The 18,286-nt window shown below is 67.0% G+C and carries 15 protein-coding genes and 1 pseudogene; 11 read left to right on the top strand and 5 right to left on the bottom strand.

Annotated elements, in window-relative coordinates; genetic code table 11:
* Window positions 1-511 (bottom strand): hypothetical protein (locus TX76_RS17750; RefSeq protein WP_154019104.1); only part of this gene is annotated, 511 nt, incomplete at its 3' end.
* A 322-nt stretch (window positions 512-833) separates the two neighbouring features.
* Window positions 834-1,148, bottom strand: a pseudogene (locus tag TX76_RS15265) (hypothetical protein); the annotation flags it as partial.
* Between the two features lie 121 nt (window positions 1,149-1,269).
* On the opposite strand from TX76_RS15265, the gene TX76_RS18190 reads away from it, so the two are divergent.
* Together TX76_RS18190 and TX76_RS15260 are read left to right on the top strand one after the other, a co-directional pair.
* Window positions 1,270-1,446 (top strand): hypothetical protein, encoded by a 177-nt coding sequence (locus tag TX76_RS18190; RefSeq protein WP_195156078.1) that lies wholly within the window; start codon window positions 1,270-1,272, stop codon window positions 1,444-1,446.
* Between the two features lie 102 nt (window positions 1,447-1,548).
* Window positions 1,549-2,526, top strand: coding sequence for an aldo/keto reductase (locus TX76_RS15260; protein WP_049903621.1), 978 nt, complete (start codon window positions 1,549-1,551; stop codon window positions 2,524-2,526).
* A gap of 33 nt (window positions 2,527-2,559) precedes the next feature.
* On the opposite strand, the gene TX76_RS15255 is transcribed toward TX76_RS15260, so the two are convergent.
* Window positions 2,560-4,836, bottom strand: a complete 2,277-nt coding sequence (locus tag TX76_RS15255; protein ID WP_049903619.1) for an LUD domain-containing protein — start codon at window positions 4,834-4,836, stop codon at window positions 2,560-2,562.
* On the bottom strand, window positions 4,833-5,339 hold the full coding sequence (locus tag TX76_RS15250; protein ID WP_049903617.1) for an LUD domain-containing protein: 507 nt from the start codon (window positions 5,337-5,339) through the stop codon (window positions 4,833-4,835). The genes TX76_RS15255 and TX76_RS15250 overlap by 4 nt, the downstream gene beginning before the upstream one ends.
* 142 nt (window positions 5,340-5,481) lie before the next feature.
* Here TX76_RS15250 and TX76_RS15245 point away from each other — a divergent pair, with 142 nt between their 5' ends.
* The 7 genes from TX76_RS15245 to TX76_RS15215 all read left to right on the top strand — a co-directional run bounded on the left by TX76_RS15245 (window position 5,482) and on the right by TX76_RS15215 (window position 15,875).
* Window positions 5,482-6,510, top strand: a complete 1,029-nt coding sequence (locus TX76_RS15245; RefSeq protein WP_049903615.1) for an NADP-dependent oxidoreductase — start codon at window positions 5,482-5,484, stop codon at window positions 6,508-6,510.
* Window positions 6,507-6,836 (top strand): cupin domain-containing protein, encoded by a 330-nt coding sequence (locus tag TX76_RS15240; RefSeq protein ID WP_049903613.1) that lies wholly within the window; start codon window positions 6,507-6,509, stop codon window positions 6,834-6,836. Before TX76_RS15245 ends, TX76_RS15240 begins: the two co-directional genes overlap by 4 nt.
* Before the next feature lie 210 nt (window positions 6,837-7,046).
* Window positions 7,047-8,792, top strand: a complete 1,746-nt coding sequence (gene hutU, locus TX76_RS15235; protein WP_049903612.1) for a urocanate hydratase — start codon at window positions 7,047-7,049, stop codon at window positions 8,790-8,792.
* A 36-nt stretch (window positions 8,793-8,828) separates the two neighbouring features.
* Complete coding sequence (gene hutI / locus TX76_RS15230) at window positions 8,829-10,064, top strand: imidazolonepropionase (RefSeq protein WP_049903624.1); 1,236 nt, start codon at window positions 8,829-8,831, stop codon at window positions 10,062-10,064.
* Window positions 10,061-11,635 (top strand): histidine ammonia-lyase, encoded by a 1,575-nt coding sequence (gene hutH, locus TX76_RS15225; RefSeq protein WP_049903611.1) that lies wholly within the window; start codon window positions 10,061-10,063, stop codon window positions 11,633-11,635. The genes hutI and hutH overlap by 4 nt, the downstream gene beginning before the upstream one ends.
* Window positions 11,636-11,695: 60 nt before the next feature.
* A complete protein-coding gene (locus TX76_RS15220) occupies window positions 11,696-12,661 on the top strand; it encodes an AEC family transporter (RefSeq protein ID WP_049903609.1) in 966 nt (321 codons plus the stop codon).
* A 133-nt stretch (window positions 12,662-12,794) separates the two neighbouring features.
* On the top strand, window positions 12,795-15,875 hold the full coding sequence (locus tag TX76_RS15215) for an FAD-binding and (Fe-S)-binding domain-containing protein (protein ID WP_049903607.1): 3,081 nt from the start codon (window positions 12,795-12,797) through the stop codon (window positions 15,873-15,875).
* Window positions 15,876-15,924: 49 nt separating this feature from the next.
* Here TX76_RS15215 and TX76_RS15210 read toward each other — a convergent pair whose 3' ends face one another.
* Entirely contained in the window at window positions 15,925-16,356 is a 432-nt protein-coding gene (locus TX76_RS15210) for a DUF5788 family protein (RefSeq protein ID WP_049903606.1), read from the bottom strand.
* Between the two features lie 143 nt (window positions 16,357-16,499).
* Between TX76_RS15210 and TX76_RS15205 the strand changes: the two genes are divergently transcribed.
* Both TX76_RS15205 and TX76_RS15200 read left to right on the top strand, forming a co-directional pair.
* On the top strand, window positions 16,500-17,441 hold the full coding sequence (locus TX76_RS15205) for a rhomboid family intramembrane serine protease (RefSeq protein WP_049903605.1): 942 nt from the start codon (window positions 16,500-16,502) through the stop codon (window positions 17,439-17,441).
* Between the two features lies 1 nt (window position 17,442).
* Window positions 17,443-18,276 (top strand): endonuclease V, encoded by an 834-nt coding sequence (locus TX76_RS15200; protein ID WP_049903603.1) that lies wholly within the window; start codon window positions 17,443-17,445, stop codon window positions 18,274-18,276.
* Window positions 18,277-18,286 lie beyond the last annotated feature (10 nt).

Raw genomic sequence — 18,286 nt, 5'->3', positions numbered from 1 at the left:
GTTTCGGTGTATCAGGCTCGGCAGCAGCAAATGCTTCCACAGATCCGTATTTTCCTCGGATGCCACCAATCCCCATCTCGTTTAATGGACTGAATCCCATGGGATAGTCAATATCGTAGCCAGCCAAATCGTGGACCATTGACGAATCGGCATTAATCTCGACAGGTTCCCCGAGGTAAATGATGCAAAGCCAAGGTTTGTCCTCTTCATAGTTTGACCAGGTTGCTTTACCCAGCTCTGCATTTTTCTCCGTTGCCAAGACCTCAGTAGCGTGAGTGTACGTTCCGTCGCGGTAAAATATGAGATAATCGCCAGAGTTGATTCCTTTCCATGAGCCCTCAACACTCTCTTTCGTCCCCCACAATCGGACGATATCACCACTAAGTGTTCGGTCCGTGTGCTCCGTGACCGCATTACTACTGACACCGTTCAGCACCGTCCGGCGAAAGTTCTCAAGCGCAGCGTTGTTTCCGTACGGAGCTAAGAATATGCTTGGACCGTCGTATGCCATCAACTTCGATGAATCACGCTCTCAGATAAATGTGAATGCTCTGGCCGAGGGTTCAAACCAGAAGCCACGACCATGGCCGCTTATGTTCATGCGACGGACGGAAATGGGTCGCTGTCCGTATTGCGGGTCCAGCCTTCAGTATGGCGTCAAGGAGGAACCAACAGCCTGGAAAGTGTTTTTCGAGTGTATCGATTCTGACTGTACTGGCGAATTCTCTGCTGGGCGGATACCCCGTTCCGAAGTCAACCATCTCGACGAAGTGTACGAGCACGCTGAACGACTTCACACACGCATCTGAGACGGAGATTTTTCATCAGAACATTCGGTGCTCGCTCGCCGACTCGAACAGCAGCCGATCGGTGTACCCGTTCCCGTCGGGCAGCGTCGTCTCCGAGAGCGTGTCGAACCCGATAATCGAGAGCACCTCGTCGATCCACGCGTCGAGGAGCTCGTCCTCCCCATACGACGCCACGAGCCCCTCTTCCCCGGTCCAGAGCTCCCGCAACTCCTCGAACGCCGCCCGCGCGTCCGCGTCGCAGTCCCACGCCTCCAGCCCGTCGACCCGTTCGTCGAGGTAGTACCCCGAGAACAGGTTCGCGTTGCGGTACGGTCCCGACGCGGCCATCGCCTGGCTCATTGCTGTTCCATACGGGTCGGGCGGACGGTATGAAAGTATGGACTCGATCGGACTCGTCGAACACCACAAGACCCGACCCGCCGGCCCCACAGTATATCCCTCCCCGAGGCGAACGTCCACCATGCCCGTTCCCGGTTACGACCCCGACGACCTGGATTCCGAACTCGAAGGCAAGCTCACCGACGGGGAGATCCGCGACCGGCTGAACGACGAGGAGTACGAGCGCTACGAGAACGGCGAGAGCCTCGTCGGGCTGCTCGACGACGACGAACTCGACGATCTCCTCGACGACGCGTAGCGCCCTCCCCGCCGCCACGGTGGAGCCGGATCGCCCGACGTGAGCCGTTCTGTGGACCGCCGCATCCCGAACGACTTTGTGCGCCACCCCCGACCACCGGTCATGGAGTACACCTCCCTCGGTTCCACCGGTACGAAGGTCTCACAGCTCTGTCTCGGCACGTGGCGCTTCGGCAAGCAGACCGGCGACGTGCTCGAAACCGATCGCGAGGAGGCCCACGAGCTCCTCGACGCCGCCGCCGACCGCGGGATCAACTTCATCGACACCGCGAACGGGTACGGTGGCGGCGACTCCGAGCGCTGGATCGGCGAGTGGCTCGACGACCGCGATCGCGAGGAGTACGTCCTCGCCTCGAAGGTGTACTGGAGCCAGGAGAGCCGCTTTTCGGAAAACCTCGGCCGGAAGAACATCCGTGCCGAGATCGAGGGCACCCTCGACCGACTCGGCACCGACTACCTCGATCTGTACTACATCCATCGCTTCGACGACGACACGCCGGTCGGGGAGACCCTCCGCACCCTGAACGAACTCGTCTACAAGGGGAAGGTCAACCACATCGGCGCGAGCACGATGGCCGCGTGGAAGCTCACGAAGGCGCTCTGGAAGTCCGACGTCGAGGACCTCGAACGCTTCGAGGTGACCCAGCCCCTCTACCACGCCGCCTACTACGAGGACGTCAGCGACTACCTCGACGTCTGCGCCGATCAGGAGCTCGCGGTCTGTCCGTACTCGCCGCTCGCGGGCGGCTTCCTCACCGGCAAGTACGAGCGTACCGACGAGGGCGGGGTCGAATCGCCCGACGGCTCCCGCGGGAGCTTCGACGAGTTCTTCGACGACTACTACGTCTCCGAGCGCGGCTGGGACGTGCTCGACGCCGTACGAGCGGTTGCCGACGAACTCGACGCGACGCCCGCCCAGGTCGCGCTCCGGTGGCTGATCGAGCGCGAGCAGTTCACCTGCGTCCCGATCGTGGGCGCGCGCACGGTCGACCAGCTCGACGAGAACCTCGGCGCGGTCGAGATCACGCTGTCGAGCGACCACCACGACCGCATCGACGCGGCGCGCGCCGGCGAGCAGTAACTAAGCTCGAACGATCACCGCACGACCGCTCGTCTACCTCTCCCGTGCCGGATCCAACAGCTGCACCGGATGCCGACTCGTCCGCTCCAGCAGCGCATCCAGCTGCTCGCAGCACGACGTCCCGCTCGCGACGACTGTGCGGTCACGCGCGTCGTCGGTCGTGAACTGGGCTTCGAGGTCACTTCCGACGTCCATGCTCAGTTCGTAGTACTCCTGTTTGTACCCGAACGAACCGGCCATCCCGCAACACTCGGTCTCGGAGGTGAGCACGTCGTAATCACACCCCTCCAGCACGGCCACGGTGTGGGCTTCGAGCCCCAGCGTCCGCTGCTGGCAGTGGCTGTGGTAGGCCACCCGCTCGCCGTCGCCTCGTCGCAGCGCCGCGCGCTCGGCCCCGTTTTCGAGCAGGCCGTAGACGTACTCGATGGCCTCGTAGCTGCTCTCTGCCAGCCGCTCGGCCGATTTCTCTGGCAGGAACTTCTCGTACTCGCCGGCGAACATCGCGAGGTCGGAGGGTTCGATCACCACCACGTCGCGGCCCGCGTCGATGTGTTCGGCGAGGTCGGCGTCGGCGTCGTGGGCGTGGCGCTCGGCGGTGGCGAACATCCCCTGGGAGAGCGGTGCGCGCCCGCTCGACGCAACGTCGGGAACCCGCACCGCGACGCCGAGCGCCTCCAGCACCCGCACCGCAGCCTTCCCACGCTCGGTGTGGACGTGGTTGGTGTAGACGTCGGGGTAGAGCACCGCCTCGCGGTCGGCGTCGGCCGCCGCAACGCGCGACCCACCCCGCGATTCGAACCACTCGACGAGGGTTTCGCGCTCGAATTGAGGAAGGTCGCGCCGGCGGTCGATCCCGAGGAACCGCTCCAGCAGCGCGCGGCTCGGCCCCGTGCCCGCGAGCCAGTTCGACACCGGTGCGGTGGCGCTCCCGAGTTTCGCGAAGGTCGGGAAGTTGCCGAAAAACCGTTTTCGGGGAGTGAGTCCGCCGGGCTCCTCGTCGGGCGTCAGCCCCTCGACGAGGAAGTCGAACTCGGGAGCGTCGCTCGCATCGCTGGCGTCACCCACCCCGCGATTGATCCGGTCGCGCACCACGGTGTTGATCCACGGGATGTCGATCTTCACGGGACAGGCGTTCACGCAGCGCGAGCAGCCGGTACAGAGGTCGTTGAACTCCGCGGCGCTGTCCTGTCCGTGGACGCCAGCCTCCCAGCCGGTGGCGATCCCGCCGGTGTAGGTCTCGCCGCCGAAGGCGTGGCCGCCGACGTGCTGGAAGTTGGCACACGAGTTCGCGCACGCGCCACACCGGATGCAGTAGAGCGTCTCCCGGAGCTGGTCGTCCTCGCGCATCGCCGACCGGCCGTTGTCCAGCAGCACGAGGTGGAACTCGCGGTCGTCGTTGCCGTCGCTACCACCTCCATCGCCTCCACCCCCGATCCCGGCCTCGCTCAACGGCGTGTCGGGATCGTCGAAGTCGAGCGCTGGCGTTTCGACCGGCGGCGAGAGCGTCGTGACGTACTGGGCGATCGACTGGCCGGTGGCCGCACGTGCGATCAGTTCCACGAACGGCTGGAGTTCCCGGATCGAGGGGACGAGCTTCTCGACGCCCGCGACCGCGACGTGGGTGTCGGGCGCGACCGCACACTTCCGGGCGTTGCCCTCGTTGGTCACGAGCACGATCGAGCCCGATTCCGCGAGCACGAAGTTCGCGCCGGTCATCCCGACGTCCGCATCCCGAATCCGTTCGCCGAGCCAGTCCCGGGCGAACGCGGTGAGTTCCTCGGCGGTTTCGAGGGGGTCGTCGGGATCGAACCGCTCGTTGAACAGCTCGGCGATCCCCTCGCGGGACTTGTGCATCGCCGGTCCGACGATGTGCGAGGGCGACTCGTCGGCGACCTGGAGCACCCACTCGCCGAGATCGGTCTCGTGGACGTCGACGCCCGCGGCTTCGAGCGAGTCGTTGACCTCGATCTCCTCGGTGGTCATCGACTTCGACTTCACGAGCGAGTCGGCGTCGCCGGCCACCTCCTCGATATACCGATTCGCGTCCGCGGCGTCGTCGGCGAGATAGACCTGCCCGCCGTTCGACTCGACGGCGTCGGTGACCTGATCGATCAGCTCGGGCAGTCGCTCGATCGCGTCCGCCTTGATCTCGCGGGCTTCGGTCCGGAGCTCCTCGTACGCCTCGAACTCCGCGGCCGCGTCGTAGCGCGCTTCGTTGATGTGCGTCGCGTCCGCGTGGACGTTCTCGCCCTCGGTGTCGAGGAGCTGGCGGATGTGTGCCGCCCTCTCCCGACGTGTCTCGGCACTCACGACTCGACCACCACCACGTGAACCGCGGTCGGACCGTGAACGCCCTCGACCATCGATCCCATGTCGGCGGTTGCACTCACGCCCGTCGCGAACACCACGCTGTCCCGGCCGGCGTCGAACGCCTCGTCGAGCCGCGCGAACGCCTCGTCCAACCCCCACACGATGTCTTCCTCGCGAACGACCGCGACGTGGCGCTCGGGAAAGAGACTCACCGGCTCGTCGCCCGCGGGGGATGACTCGATCGCGAGCGTACCGTAGGTCGCGACCGCCGTCCCGACCGGCGTCACGCCGGTCCGCGCCGCCCGGAGTTCGGCGAGCGTCGGATCGACCGTGACCGGCACGTCGTCGAGCGAGACGCCGTCGATCCGGAGCGGGACGCCGACCGCCGGTTCGTCGAGAATCGCCGCGAGCGCGTCGTCGAACCCCTCCGGGTCGGTGCGCGTCAGCCCGACCCCCAGCTCGTCGAGCGAGGACTCGAACGTCGCGACCGTCTCGGTTGCCATACATCACGATCGATCCAGCGAGGTATTCGTCTTTTGCCCCAAATGTCGGTGGTGCAGTCGGCACGTTTCAGGCCAGTGCCTATTCTGTCGATCGACTGCCGATACCCGAACACTCGTCCGATCACGGACCGACGAATCAGCCGTGACAGACACCAACCGCCAGTTCGTTCTGAGCAAGCGTCCCGACGGGAAACCCGATCGCGACACGTTCGAACTCGAAGAACGCGACGTTCCGGAGCCACGTCACGGCGAGGTGCTCGTCCGCACGCTGTACCTCTCGGTCGATCCGTACATGCGCGGACGGATGCGCGACCGCGAGTCCTACGCCGATCCGTGGGACGTCGGCGACCGGATGGCGGGCCACGTCGTCGGCGAGGTCGTCGAGTCCGCACACGACGACTGGGGCGCTGGAGAGTTCGTCTTCGGCGAAGGATTCTGGAGCGAGCATTCCCTTCTCGACGGCGACGACCTCACCTCGATCGACCCCGATCACGAGAACCTCACGCTCCCCACCTACCTCGGCGTGCTCGGGATGCCCGGCCGGACGGCGTACTTCGGCACGCTCGACGTGCTCGAACCCGATCCGGGCGACACGGTCGTCGTTTCGGGCGCGGCTGGTGCGGTCGGCTCGACCGTCGGCGGGATCGCCGGCCTCGGCGGTGCGCGCGTCGTCGGGTTCGCAGGCAGCGACGAGAAGGTGGACTACCTCGAAGACGATCTCGGGTTCGACGCCGGCATCAACTACAAGACGACCGACGACTACCGCGAGGCGCTCGGCGACGCCGCACCGAACGGCGTCGACGCCTACTTCGACAACGTCGGCGGCCCGATCTCGGACGCGGTGTTCACCCGGTTGAACGTCGACGCGCGGGTGGCGATCTGCGGCCAGATCGCGCTCTACAACGAGGAGGGGGTCCCGACAGGACCGCGAAAACTCCCGGGGCTCATCGCGCCGCGCGCCCGCGTCGAGGGCTTTCTCGTCGGTGATTACGCGACCAGATTCGAGCACGCGAACGACCGCCTCCACGAGTGGGTGACGAACGGCGACATCGCCCACCGCGAGTCGATCGTCGAGGGGTTCGAGAACGCTCCCGACGCCTTCCTCGGACTGTTCGAGGGCGACAACATCGGCAAGCAAGTCGTGAAAGTCGCGGAGCCGAGTGAATCGTGAACGTCGTCGAGACCGACGAGGCCGACGGCTTCTTCGACGTCGTCGCCGGCACCGAGCGCTCTCAGGCCGCGACGATGGTGCTCTCGCCGGGTCAGTCGACCGGCGGCCCCGAGAACCGCCATCCAGAGGCCGATCAGTGGTGCTACGTCGCCGACGGAACCGGCGTCGCCGTCGTCGACGGCGAGGAGTGCCGTCTCACATCTGGTACGCTCGTCTGCATCGAGGCCGGCGAAGCGCACGAGATCCGCAACGACGGCGATGAGAGGGACGGTGACGACGGAGGACCGCTCCGGACGGTCAGCGTCTACGCGCCACCGGTCTACTGACGGCTGGGTTCTCGTCGACGGTGGAAGCGGTTCGCGTGGTCGGGACACTACGGTGCGACCCCGAACACGTGCCATCGTCGCGGCGGCGGAGGCTTCGTCGCTCCGCTCCGATACGTCGGTCCGTTCGCAAGCCGGAACCGGCTGCTCTCATAAATCACCCTCCTCGTGGAGCCACAACTGACTCGTGAACCGTTCGCATAGGGAGAGAGGATGAGTGAACAGCAACCCGCCGGAACCGAGCCCGGTATCGGCGAGCCGTCCGACGAGTGGCGCGAGTATCGGGGCGCACCGACGGGCACCGAGATCGAGTGTGAGGGATGGCGTCAGGAGGCCGCCCTCCGGATGCTCAACAACAACCTCGATCCCGAAGTGGCCGAAAAGCCCGAGGATCTCGTGGTGTACGGCGGCACCGGCAGGGCCGCCCGATCGTGGGACGCCTACGACGCCATCCTCGACGAGCTCCGCGAACTGGAGGATACCGAGACCCTCCTCGTCCAGTCGGGCAAGCCCGTCGGCCGTTTCGAGACTCACGAGCGCGCTCCTCGGGTACTGATCGCGAACTCGAATCTCGTGGGGAAGTGGGACGACTGGGAGCAGTTCCACGAACTCGAAGCCGAGGGCAAAATCATGTACGGCCAGATGACCGCCGGCTCGTGGGCGTACATCGGCACCCAGGGAATCATCCAGGGAACCTACGAGACCCTCGCCGAACTGGGCCGGCAGGAATACGATAGCAACCTCGAAGGAAAAGTCGTCGCTACCGGCGGTTTGGGGGGTATGAGCGGCGCACAGCCGCTCGCGGTCACGATGAATCGAGGTGTGTGTATCGCCGCCGAAGTCGACGCGCGCCGGATCGAGCGCCGGCTCGATACGGACTACCTGATGGAGCGCGCCGACAGTCTCGACGAGGCGCTCGACAACGCTGAGGAAGCGGCCGAAGCGAACGAGCCGTACAGCGTCGCCGTCGAGATGAACGTCGCGGACATGCTCGAAACGATGCTGGAGCGCGGGTTCGTCCCCGACATCGTGACCGACCAGACCAGCGCCCACGACGAACTCGAAGGCTACTACCCGAGCGGCTACTCCGTCGCAGAGGCCGACGACCGCCGAGAATCGGATCCCGAGCGCTACCGCGAGGAGAGCCTCGATACGATGGAGCGCCACGTCGACGCCATCCTCGACCTCCAGGATCGCGGCGCAGTCGCCTTCGAGTACGGCAACAACCTCCGCGGCCAGGTCGAGGATCACCGCGGGCGCGAAGATGTCTTCGAGTTTCCGGGGTTCGTGCCGGCGTACATCCGGCCGATGTTCTGTCGCGGTCGCGGTCCCTTCCGATGGGCGGCGCTCTCCGGCGATCCCGCCGACATCCACCGCACCGACGAGGCGGTCACAGAATTGTTCCCCGACAACGAATCGCTCAACCGCTGGATCGAGCTCGCCCAGGAGCAGGTGTCCTTTCAGGGACTCCCCGCGCGGGTCTGCTGGCTCGGGTACGAAACCGACGAAGACGACCCCGACAGCCTGACCGAGCGGGCACGGTTCGCACTCCGGATCAACGAACTCGTCGCCGACGGCGAGATCGCCGCGCCGATCGTCGTCACCCGCGATCACCTCGACGCCGGCAGCGTCGCCAGCCCACACCGCGAGACCGAGGCCATGCGGGACGGCACCGACGCGGTCGCGGACTGGCCGATTCTGAACGCGCTGCTCAACTGTGCGGCGGGCGCGGACATCGTGAGCGTCCACGACGGCGGCGGCGTCGGCATCGGCAACGCGCTCCACGCCAACAACCACGTCGTGCTCGACGGCTCCGACCTCGCTGGGGAGAAAGCTCGCCGAGTCTTCACGACCGACCCCGGAATGGGCGTGATCCGCCACGCCGACGCGGGCTACGAGGACGCGCTCGACGAGGCCGATCGCTCGGACGTCTCGGTGCCGATGCGGGACCGGCGATGAGTTCGTGTCGCAGCGACTTCACGATGGGTGGAGACGATGACTGAGCTCACCACGGTGGTCCACGACGCGAGCGAGATCGTGGTCGGCCCCGACGAAAACGAGGCCATCGAGCGACACGAGAACGCCGCGCTCGCCGTCGTCGACGGTCGCGTGGCCGCGGTCGGGCCGACCGAGACGGTGACCGACGAGTACCCGCCAGGCAACGCGACGCACGCCATCGACGCCGACGGCCGGAGTGTGCTCCCCGGGTTCGTCGATTCGCACACCCACGGCCTGTTCGCGGGCGATCGCTCCGACGAGTTCGCGGCGAAGCTCCGCGGGAAGGAGTACCAGGAGATCCTGGCCGAGGGTGGCGGCATTCTTCGAACCGTGCGCGCCGTCCGGGAAGCGAGCGACGAGCAGCTCCGCTCGAACCTGCTCGGCCACCTCGACACGATGCTCGCTCACGGCACCACCACAGTGGAGATCAAATCCGGCTACGGTCTCGATACCGAAACCGAGCTCCGGATGCTCGACGTGATCCAGCGGGCCGACGAGATCCACCCCGTCGACGTAGTGGCGACGTTCATGGGTGCCCACGCGGTTCCCGAGGGGACCGACGCCGAGGCGTACACGGAGCGGGTGGTCGACGACCAGCTCCCCGCGGTCGCCGACCAGGGGATCGCCGAGTTCTGTGACGTGTTCTGCGAGGAGGGCGTGTTCTCGGTCGCACAGTCCAGACGGGTGCTCGAAGCCGGCATGGAGGCGGGTCTGACGCCGAAGGTCCACGCCGAGGAGTTCGTCCGGCTCGGTGGCGCGCAGCTCGCGGCCGATCTCGGTGCGGCGAGTGCCGACCATCTCCTCCACGCGAACGACGACGACCGCGTGGCGCTCGCCGAGGCTGGCGTCACGCCCGTCCTCCTTCCCGGGACGGCCTTCTCGCTCGGAGCGGAGTACGCCGACGCGCGGGCGTTTCTCGACGAGGGGGGATCGGTTGCGGTGGCGACCGATTTCAACCCGAACTGTCACTCCCAGAGCATGGGCTTCGCGATCGCGCTCGCCTGTGTCGGGATGGGGATGACGCCCGCCGAGGCGCTGCTGGCCGGCACCCACGGCGGCGCACGCGCGCTCGACCGCGCTGGCGAGAGTGGTTCGCTTCGCAAGGACGCTCCTGCGGACGTGGCGATCGTCGACGCACCATCGCACGTCCACGTGCCCTACAATTTCGGCGTGAACACCGTCAAAACGGTGCTCAAGAACGGCGAACCCGTCCACGGGGAGGGCGAGTCGTGAGCGAACCCGTAAGGCTCGACGGCGCATCGCTCACCCCCGAGGACGTGGCGCGGGTCGCCCGTGACGGCGCGAGGGTGACGATCACCGAGTCCGCGCGCGAGGCAGTGCGGGAGTCCCGAGAACGCGTTGAAGAGGTCATCGACAGCGACGAGGCAGTCTACGGGCTGAACACCGGGTTCGGTCAGCTCGTCACCGAACGCATCCCAGAGAGCGAGCGCGAGCGCCTCCAGACCAACCTCGTCCGGAGCCACGCCTCGGGCGTGGGTCGCGAACTCGATCGCGAGGCGGTCCGCGCGATGATGCTCACGCGAGTCAACGCCCTGGCGAAGGGGTACTCGGGGATCCGCGAGGTCGTCGTCGATCACCTCGTGACGATGCTCAATGGAGGGGTCCATCCGGTCGTCAGATCGAGGGGAAGTCTCGGCGCGAGCGGCGATCTCGCGCCGCTCGCCCACCTCGCGCTCGTTCTGTTGGGTGAAGGCGTCGCCGAAGTGGACGGTGAACGACTCGACGGCGAGGCGGCGCTCGAACTGGTGGCACTCGAACCGCTCTCGCTCGCCGCGAAGGAGGGGCTCGCGCTCATCAACGGGACACAACTGTCCGTCGGGCTGGCCGCGCTCTGTGTCGCCGACGCCGAGCGCGCGGTTCGTGGCGCGGACGTCGCCGGTGCGCTCACGACCGAGGTCTCGATGGGGACGACCGCCGCCTGTGATCCGGCGATCCAGGACGTCCGACCTCACGACGGCCAGGCGACGAGCGCACGGAACATCCGAGAACTCACCGCTGATTCGGAAATCGTCGAATCCCACCGCAACTGCGATCGGGTGCAGGACGCCTACTCACTCCGGTGTCTCCCGCAGGTCCACGGCGCGGTCCGCGACGCGATCGCCCACCTCCGCGGGACCGTCGAGACCGAGTTGAATAGCGCGACGGACAACCCGCTCGTGTTTCCGGGGCACGCGGTCGACGACCGCGCCAGCGGCACCGACGGGGTGGGCGTGCTCTCGGGCGGCAACTTTCATGGAGAGGTGCTCGCGCTCCAGCTGGATTACGTCACGAACGCGCTCACGGAACTCGCCGCGATCGCCGAGCGCCGGACCGACCGGCTGCTCAACCCGAACCACCAGGCCGATCACCTCCCGCCCTTCCTCACGCCCGAGAGCGGCGTGCGCTCGGGCTACATGATCGCGCAGTACAGCGCCGCCGCGCTCGTGAACGAGAGCCGATCGCTCGGCGCGCCCTCGACCGACAACACCCCTGTGAGCGGCGGTCAGGAGGATCACGTCAGCATGAGCGCCGAAAGCGCCTATCACGCCCGCACCGCCGTCGAGAACGCGCTCGCAACTGTGGGCATCGAACTCCTCTGTGGCGCGCAGGCGATGGAGTTCGTCGACGACGATCTCGATCCCGGGACCGGGACCGGCGCGGCGTACGACGCGATCCGCGAGGTGGTCCCGCCGCTCGACGCCGACCGGCCGCTCCACACCGAGATCGAGGTCGCGACGGAGCTGGTTGCTACGGGACGACTCGACGACGCGATCGAAGGTGCGCTCGACGAGTCGATCGAGTGAGTCGCACGGGAGTCCGACGCGGCTCGGAACGCTTGTAACCCGACGGGCGGTGGGAGGAGTGTGTCCCTCCTCTCGATCTTCGCGGGTTCGGTTCTCCCCATCGTCGCGATCGCGGCGGTCGGCTTCGTGCTCGGGCGGGTGCGCTCGATCGCGGTCGAGCCGCTCAACACCGTGACGATCTACGTGCTGACCCCGGCGCTCGTTCTCCACAGCGTCGCCACGTCCGATCTCGGTGGTGAGACCCTGCTGAAGGTCGTCGGCGGCGTCGTCGCGTTCGCCCTCGTCATGGCCGCGCTCGCGGAAGGCGTCGGGCGCGCGCTCGACGAGGACGAGCCGATCCGGAGCGCGCTCGTGCTCGTGAGCTCGTTCCCGAACTCGGGCAACTTCGGCATCCCGCTGTCGGCCTTTGCGTTCGGCGCGGTCGGCCGCGCGACCGCCGTGGTTTACCTCGTCGGCCAGAGCGTCGTGGTCTACACCGTCGGCGTCTATCTCGCCTCCCGCTCGGGCGGCACTCGGGGACTCGGCTCGATCAGACGGGTGTTCGAACTCCCCCTCGTCTACGCGGTCGTGCTCGCGGCGGGCGCGCGCTGGCTCGGGGTCGTTCCGCCGGCCGACGGCACCGCGATGAGCACCCTGAAGCTCGTCGGTGACGCAGCGATCCCCCTCATGTTGATACTCGTCGGGATCCAGCTCGCGAACACGAACTACGGCGCGGCGGTCGCGCGCGTCGGGACCGCGAACGCGCTCAAGCTCGTGGTCGCCCCCGTCGTCGGACTCGCGATCGCGGCCGGACTCGGTTTCGCCGACACGACGGTTGCCCGGGTGTTCGTCCTCGAATGTGCCGCGCCCGCCGCGATCACCCCGTTGATCCTCGTGATCGAGATGGGGGACGACCGCTCCGTGGGCGGCGTCACCGCCCCCGAATACGTCAGCGCCGCCGTCCTGACCACGACGCTCGCGAGCGTGCCCGTCCTCACGGGGGTGATCGCCGCGCTCGAAACCGATCTGGTGGGGTCGCTGCTCTGATCCCGCCTCCAATTCCGAAGAGTCGTCGCATCTGCCGTAGACACCGTTCAGCGCCGCCATCCGCTCCGAACCGGACCGAAACAAAACTTGGGACCATCCCAGTATTTAACATCATCTACCACCCGAAATACGCATGGCCGCCGAGGAGGCTTCCGATGCCACCGATCTCGCGACGTCGGTCGACGCGCTGGGACACGATCACGACGACGTCGCCGAGCATCGCGCGCTCGCCGCCGACTTGCGCGAGGCGGTGCGCGGCGAGGTCGATTTCGACGAGTACGCCCAGGTGCTCTACGCCACCGACGGCAGTATCTATCAGGCGCGGCCCGCGGGCGTAGTCTGTCCACGCGACATCGAGGACGTGCGAGCAACGGTCCGGATCGCCGCCGACCACGACACGCCCGTGCTCCCGCGCGGCGCGGGGTCGTCGCTCGCGGGGCAGACTGTTGGCCCCGGCTGCGTCGTGCTCGATTGTAGCCGTCATATGGACTCGATCCTCGATGTCGATCCCGAAGGACGGACCGCGACCGTCCAGCCGGGCGTCGTCCAGGACCACCTCGACGCCCACCTCGACGAGTGGGGACTCAAGTTCGCGCCCGATCCCGCCTCCTCGAACCGCGCGACGATCGGCGGCGGGATCGGGAACAACTCGACGGGCGCGCATTCGGTCCGGTACGGCATCACCGACGCCTACACCGAAGAACTCCGGGTGGTGCTCGCCGATGGCTCGCTGATCCACACCCGCGAGGTCGTGCTCGACAGTCCGGAGTGGGAGGCGCTCGTCGGCAAGGACGACCGCGAAGCAGCACTCTATCGCACAGTCCGGAGTCTCGTCGAGGAGAACCGAGAGGAGATCGCGGAGCGCTATCCGAGCCTGAAGCGCTCGGTATCGGGCTACAATCTCCACAAGGTGATTGACGAAAACGACGCTGGCGAGGAGGTCATCAACCTCTCGAAGCTGTTCGTGGGCGCGGAGGGGACTCTCGGCGTCGTGGTCGAGGCGACGCTCGGTCTCGTCACGAAACCCGACTCGACCGCGCTCGCGCTCTACTGTTTTGCCGACCTCGTCGACGCGATGGCCGCAGTCCCCGAAGCGCTCGACTTCGATGTGAGCGCAGTCGAGCTGATGGACGACGAGGTGTTCCGGCTCGCAGACGAGTCCACCGAGTTCGCCCAGTACGTCGATCCGATTCCCGAGGGCACGGCCGCGGCGCTGATGTTGGAGTTCGACGCCGAACTGTGCGAGGACTTCGAGGCCGCCATCGAGGGAACGAACGCCCACTTCGTGGAACAGGGAGCGGCGTTCGACGTGCTGGAGGCGTACTCGGCCGACGACCAATCGAAGCTCTGGAAACTCCGGAAGGCCGCGATCCCGCTGCTGATGAGTCTGGAGGGCGATCCCAAACCCTACCCGTTCATCGAGGACGCCACCGTTCCGCCCGAAGAGCTCGCGGAGTACGTCGTCGAGTTCGAAGACATCCTCGCTGACCACGATACGTCGGCGGCGTACTTCGCCCACGCCGGGTCGGGGACGCTCCACATCCGGCCGATCCTGAATCTCAAAGAGAGCGAGGGTATCGAGGCGATGCACTCGATCTCCGAGGACGTCACCTCGCTCGTCATGGAGCACGACGGAGCCTTCTCGGGCGAGCACGGCGACGGCCTCGCGCGCACCGAGTTCAACCCGAAGATGTACGGCCCCGATCTCTGGGGGGCGTTTCAGGAGCTCAAACTCGCCGCCGATCCCGACCGCCGGATGAACCCCGGAACCGTCGTCTACTGGGACGAAGACGGCGAGAGTGCGCCGGCGGATGGACGCGGCGTCGGCGCGGACATGCGCGAGAACCTCCGATACGGTGCAGCGTACTCGTCGCTCGAACCGCAGACCACGATGGCGTTCGACGAGAGGGGAAGCGACGAGGTCGGAAATGACGGGGCCGAAAGCGATGGAAGCGGAGACGGCGAGGGGTTCTCACACCTCGTCGAGCTCTGCAACGGCTGTGGGACCTGCCGACAGACCGAGAGCGAGACGATGTGTCCGACCTACCGCGCTTCGCGCGAGGAGATTCAGACCACCAGAGGTCGGGCAAATCTCCTCCGTGCAGCGATATCAGGGGAGCTTCCCGAGGAAGAACTCTATTCCGAGCGGTTCCAGGAGGAGGTGCTCGACCTCTGTGTCGGCTGCAAGGGCTGTGCGAGCGACTGTCCGACCGGCGTCGACATGGCAAAGCTCAAGACCGAGGTCAAACACCAGTACCACGAACGCGAGGGCGTCGGCCGCCGCGAGCGCCTCTTTGCGAACGTCGACCGACTCGCGGCGCTCGGGAGTCGGTTCGCGCCGCTCTCGAACTGGCTGCCGAAGCTTCCGGGGGCGCGAGCCGCGATGGAGAGGACGATGGGCATCGCCCGCGAGCGCGAACTCCCGCAGTTCGCGAGCGAGTCCCTCGAGGAGTGGTTCGACGCGCGCGGCGGTGCGGCGGTCCCACTCGCCGAGGCCGAAGCGAACGTCCTGCTCTTTCCCGACACGTACACCAACTACAGTCGTCCTCGGCCGGGGAAAGCAGCGGTGCTCGTGTTGGAGGCCGCTGGCGTTCACGTTGAAATCCCCGACGGCGTCGCGCCGAGCGGTCGCCCCGCCTACTCGAAAGGGCTGCTCGACGTCGCCAGCGAGCGCGCCCGGACGAACGTCGAAACGCTCGAGTCTCGCGTGCGGGACGGCTGGGCGGTCACGTTCGTCGAACCCTCCGACGCGGTGATGTTCCAGGACGAGTACCGCGATCTGCTTCCGGACCACGAGGCGACATCGCGGGTCGCCGAGAGCGCCTACGGCGTGCTCGAATACCTCGATCGACACCGTCTCGACGACGCGCTCGACGTCGCCACTCCCGACACGTCGCTCACCTATCACGGCCACTGCAACCAGAAGGCGCTCGCGAAGGACCACCACGCGGTCGGCGTCCTCCGGCGCGCGGGCTACGACGTCGATCCGCTGGATTCGGGCTGCTGTGGGATGGCGGGCTCCTTCGGGTACGAAACCGAACACTACGACCTCTCGCAGGCCATCGGACGCATCCTGTTCGATCAGGTCGACGCGAGCGACGGGGAGCGAGTCGTCGCCCCCGGAACGTCGTGTCGGACCCAGCTCGGCGACCGCCCAGGCGCGTCGCGGCCGCGTCACCCGATCGAAGCGGTCGCGGTGGCGCTCGATCGGTAGCGCGGTCGTCCGACCGCTCCGCAAGGGAGGGCGGCGGTCGCGTCGGGGCTCACCGCCTGGCGTTCGAGTCCTCGTTGCCGAGTGCCTGCTGGAGGAACGACATCCAGCGCTTCCGGTCTGCGGCCTCGTTCGCGTCGGCCTCCCGCTCGATGTCCGTCGTTCCGAGATCGCCGAGCGCGTTCAGCGCGCGATCGATCCCGACGATGCTCTCGACGAGCCGCTCGCCCTCCGCCCGCGGGATGTCGGCGTCTTCGAGGCGCTGCTTGCGCTGGAGGCGCTCGCGCCGGAGGTTCCGTTTCGCGCGCTCGACCCGGTCGCGCTCGCCCGCCGGCACCGACTCGCGCGATCGCGTCTCGAAGACGAACTCCCGGAGTGCGAGCCGCTCGCCCTGGACGTCGATCGACTCGGGGATCGACGCGCCCACGGTCGCACCCTCGCGCTCGATCCGCGCGAGGAGCTGCTTCCGTTCGTGCGATCGCATGGTTTCCTTTGCACCCAGCCCGGTTTCACTTCGTCGGGTTCGCCCTGTCGGCCTCGTTTTCCGCCCGCGACGCGCCCACCTGACGGTCGCCGCCACAGCCCGGAACCCAACCGATTTGAGCCGGCGGCACTGACACACGGCAAATGGCGACGTGCGACGAGTGTGGGCGAAACGAGAACATGCCGTATCACTGCCAGCACTGCGGTGGCACCTACTGTGGGGAGCACCGCCTGCCCGAGAACCACGGCTGTCCGGGGCTCGACGACTGGAACGATCCCTCGGGAATCTTCGACAGCGGCTTCGACGACGGCGTCGACAACCCAGGTGACCGATCGTCGTCCGGGCGTCTCTCCGGCGTCTTCGACACCGGCGTCGGCGGACCGCTCGGCTTCTTCCGGGGGAACATGACGTTCGTCTTCCTCGCGCTGATGTTCGTCACGTTCGCCCTCCAGTACGCTACTCAATTCATACTGGCTCCAGCGGGGTCGCTCTTCCTTACGCCATCTTCTCGTGAAATCTACCAGGCGCTGTTCACGATTTCGCCGGAACACCCGCTGTACGTCTGGACGTGGTTCACGTCGATCTTCGCTCACGGTGGACTCGTTCACCTGCTGTTCAACGCCATCGTGATCTACTTCTTCGGCCAACAGGTCGAGCGGTACGTCGGATCGCGCGACTTCGCGCTGCTGTTCCTCGGCAGCGGCGTCCTCGCCGGCCTTGGCCACGTCGCCGTCGAACTGCTCAGGGGCGGGGAACTGACCCCAGCGCTCGGTGCGAGCGGTGCGGCGCTCGCCATCCTGGGTGTTCTCACGGTTCTCAACCCCGATCTCCGGGTGTATCTCTACTTCCTGATCCCCGTCCCGATCTGGGCGATCACCGCGTTCTACGCGTTCGTCTCGGTCTCGGGCGTGCTCGGGGTGCAGATCCTTCCCGGTGTGGCCGATGCGGCCCACCTCGTCGGCCTCGTCGTCGGTCTCGCCTACGGCCAGCACGTCAAGGACCGGGTGAAAGCCCGCGACCGGCTCCAGTTCGGCGGCGGTCGTGGTGGCGGCGGAATGGGTGGCCGCGGGCGCGGCCCGTTCTGAGATGGAGCCCGCCCACCCAAAATTCGTTCCCGACCCGTCGGCCTCGCGCGAGACGATGGAACGCCTCCAGCGCGAGATTGCCGCCCACGCGACGTTCGAAGACGCGTTCGCCTTCGATCCGAGGGCGGTGTCGGCGACGGGGACGCACACCCTCGATTCGATCACGACCACCGACCAGGCGACCGATCGTTCGTCGGCCGACGAACCCGCCGACGCGGCCCACGAACCGCCGGTGGTCGTCGGCGTGGACCAAGCGTTTCTCGACGACCGCGCGGTGGGGGCGATCGTCGCCCTCCGCGGCGGCGAGGTGATCGAACGCGCGAGCGCCGTCGTCGACCTCGAATTCCCCTACGTCCCCGGACTCCTCTCCTTTCGGGAGGCGGGGGCGGTCCTCGCGGCGTTCGCGAACCTCGACGTCGAGCCCGATCTCGCGGTGTTCGACGGTAGCGGCCGGATCCACTACCGCGAGGCCGGTCTCGCGACTCACATGGGCGTCACGCTCGACCTGCCGAGCGTCGGGGTCGCGAAGGGATTGCTCTGTGGCACACCTCGGCGATCGCTCGACGACCTCCCCGAAGGAGCCCGCGTCGCCATCGCGGCCGACGAGAGCGTGGAGACCACGGGCGAGGGCGTCATCGGCTACGCACTCCAGACCCGCCAGTACGACTCTGGAGATCGCCACGTCAACCCGGTGTACGTGAGTTCGGGCCACCGTGTCGGGAGCGAGACGGCCGCAGACCTGATCGGGCGGCTGTGTGACGGCTACAAGCTCCCCGAGCCGACGCGGCTCGCCGACGGATACGCCGCCGAGGTGAAGCGTGAACGGGGCGGCTGAAGTTCGCGGC

It is taken from the genome of Halococcus agarilyticus, from assembly GCF_000334895.1.
In the GTDB taxonomy this organism is placed as follows: Archaea; Halobacteriota; Halobacteria; order Halobacteriales; family Halococcaceae; genus Halococcus; species Halococcus agarilyticus.
This window is presented reverse-complemented; position numbering and strand designations above follow the sequence as displayed.

What these genes read in the sequence shown, in the direction of transcription:
- TX76_RS18190 (WP_195156078.1), top strand. Translation starts at nt 1,270, where the DNA reads ATGCCCGTTCCCGGTTACGACCCCGACGACCTGGATTCCGAACTCGAA.
- TX76_RS15260 (WP_049903621.1), top strand. Translation starts at nt 1,549, where the DNA reads ATGGAGTACACCTCCCTCGGTTCCACCGGTACGAAGGTCTCACAGCTC.
- TX76_RS15250 (WP_049903617.1), bottom strand. Translation starts at nt 5,339, where the DNA reads ATGGCAACCGAGACGGTCGCGACGTTCGAGTCCTCGCTCGACGAGCTG.
- hutU (WP_049903612.1), top strand. Translation starts at nt 7,047, where the DNA reads ATGAGTGAACAGCAACCCGCCGGAACCGAGCCCGGTATCGGCGAGCCG.
- hutI (WP_049903624.1), top strand. Translation starts at nt 8,829, where the DNA reads ATGACTGAGCTCACCACGGTGGTCCACGACGCGAGCGAGATCGTGGTC.
- TX76_RS15215 (WP_049903607.1), top strand. Translation starts at nt 12,795, where the DNA reads ATGGCCGCCGAGGAGGCTTCCGATGCCACCGATCTCGCGACGTCGGTC.
- TX76_RS15210 (WP_049903606.1), bottom strand. Translation starts at nt 16,356, where the DNA reads ATGCGATCGCACGAACGGAAGCAGCTCCTCGCGCGGATCGAGCGCGAG.
- TX76_RS15205 (WP_049903605.1), top strand. Translation starts at nt 16,500, where the DNA reads ATGGCGACGTGCGACGAGTGTGGGCGAAACGAGAACATGCCGTATCAC.
- TX76_RS15200 (WP_049903603.1), top strand. Translation starts at nt 17,443, where the DNA reads ATGGAGCCCGCCCACCCAAAATTCGTTCCCGACCCGTCGGCCTCGCGC.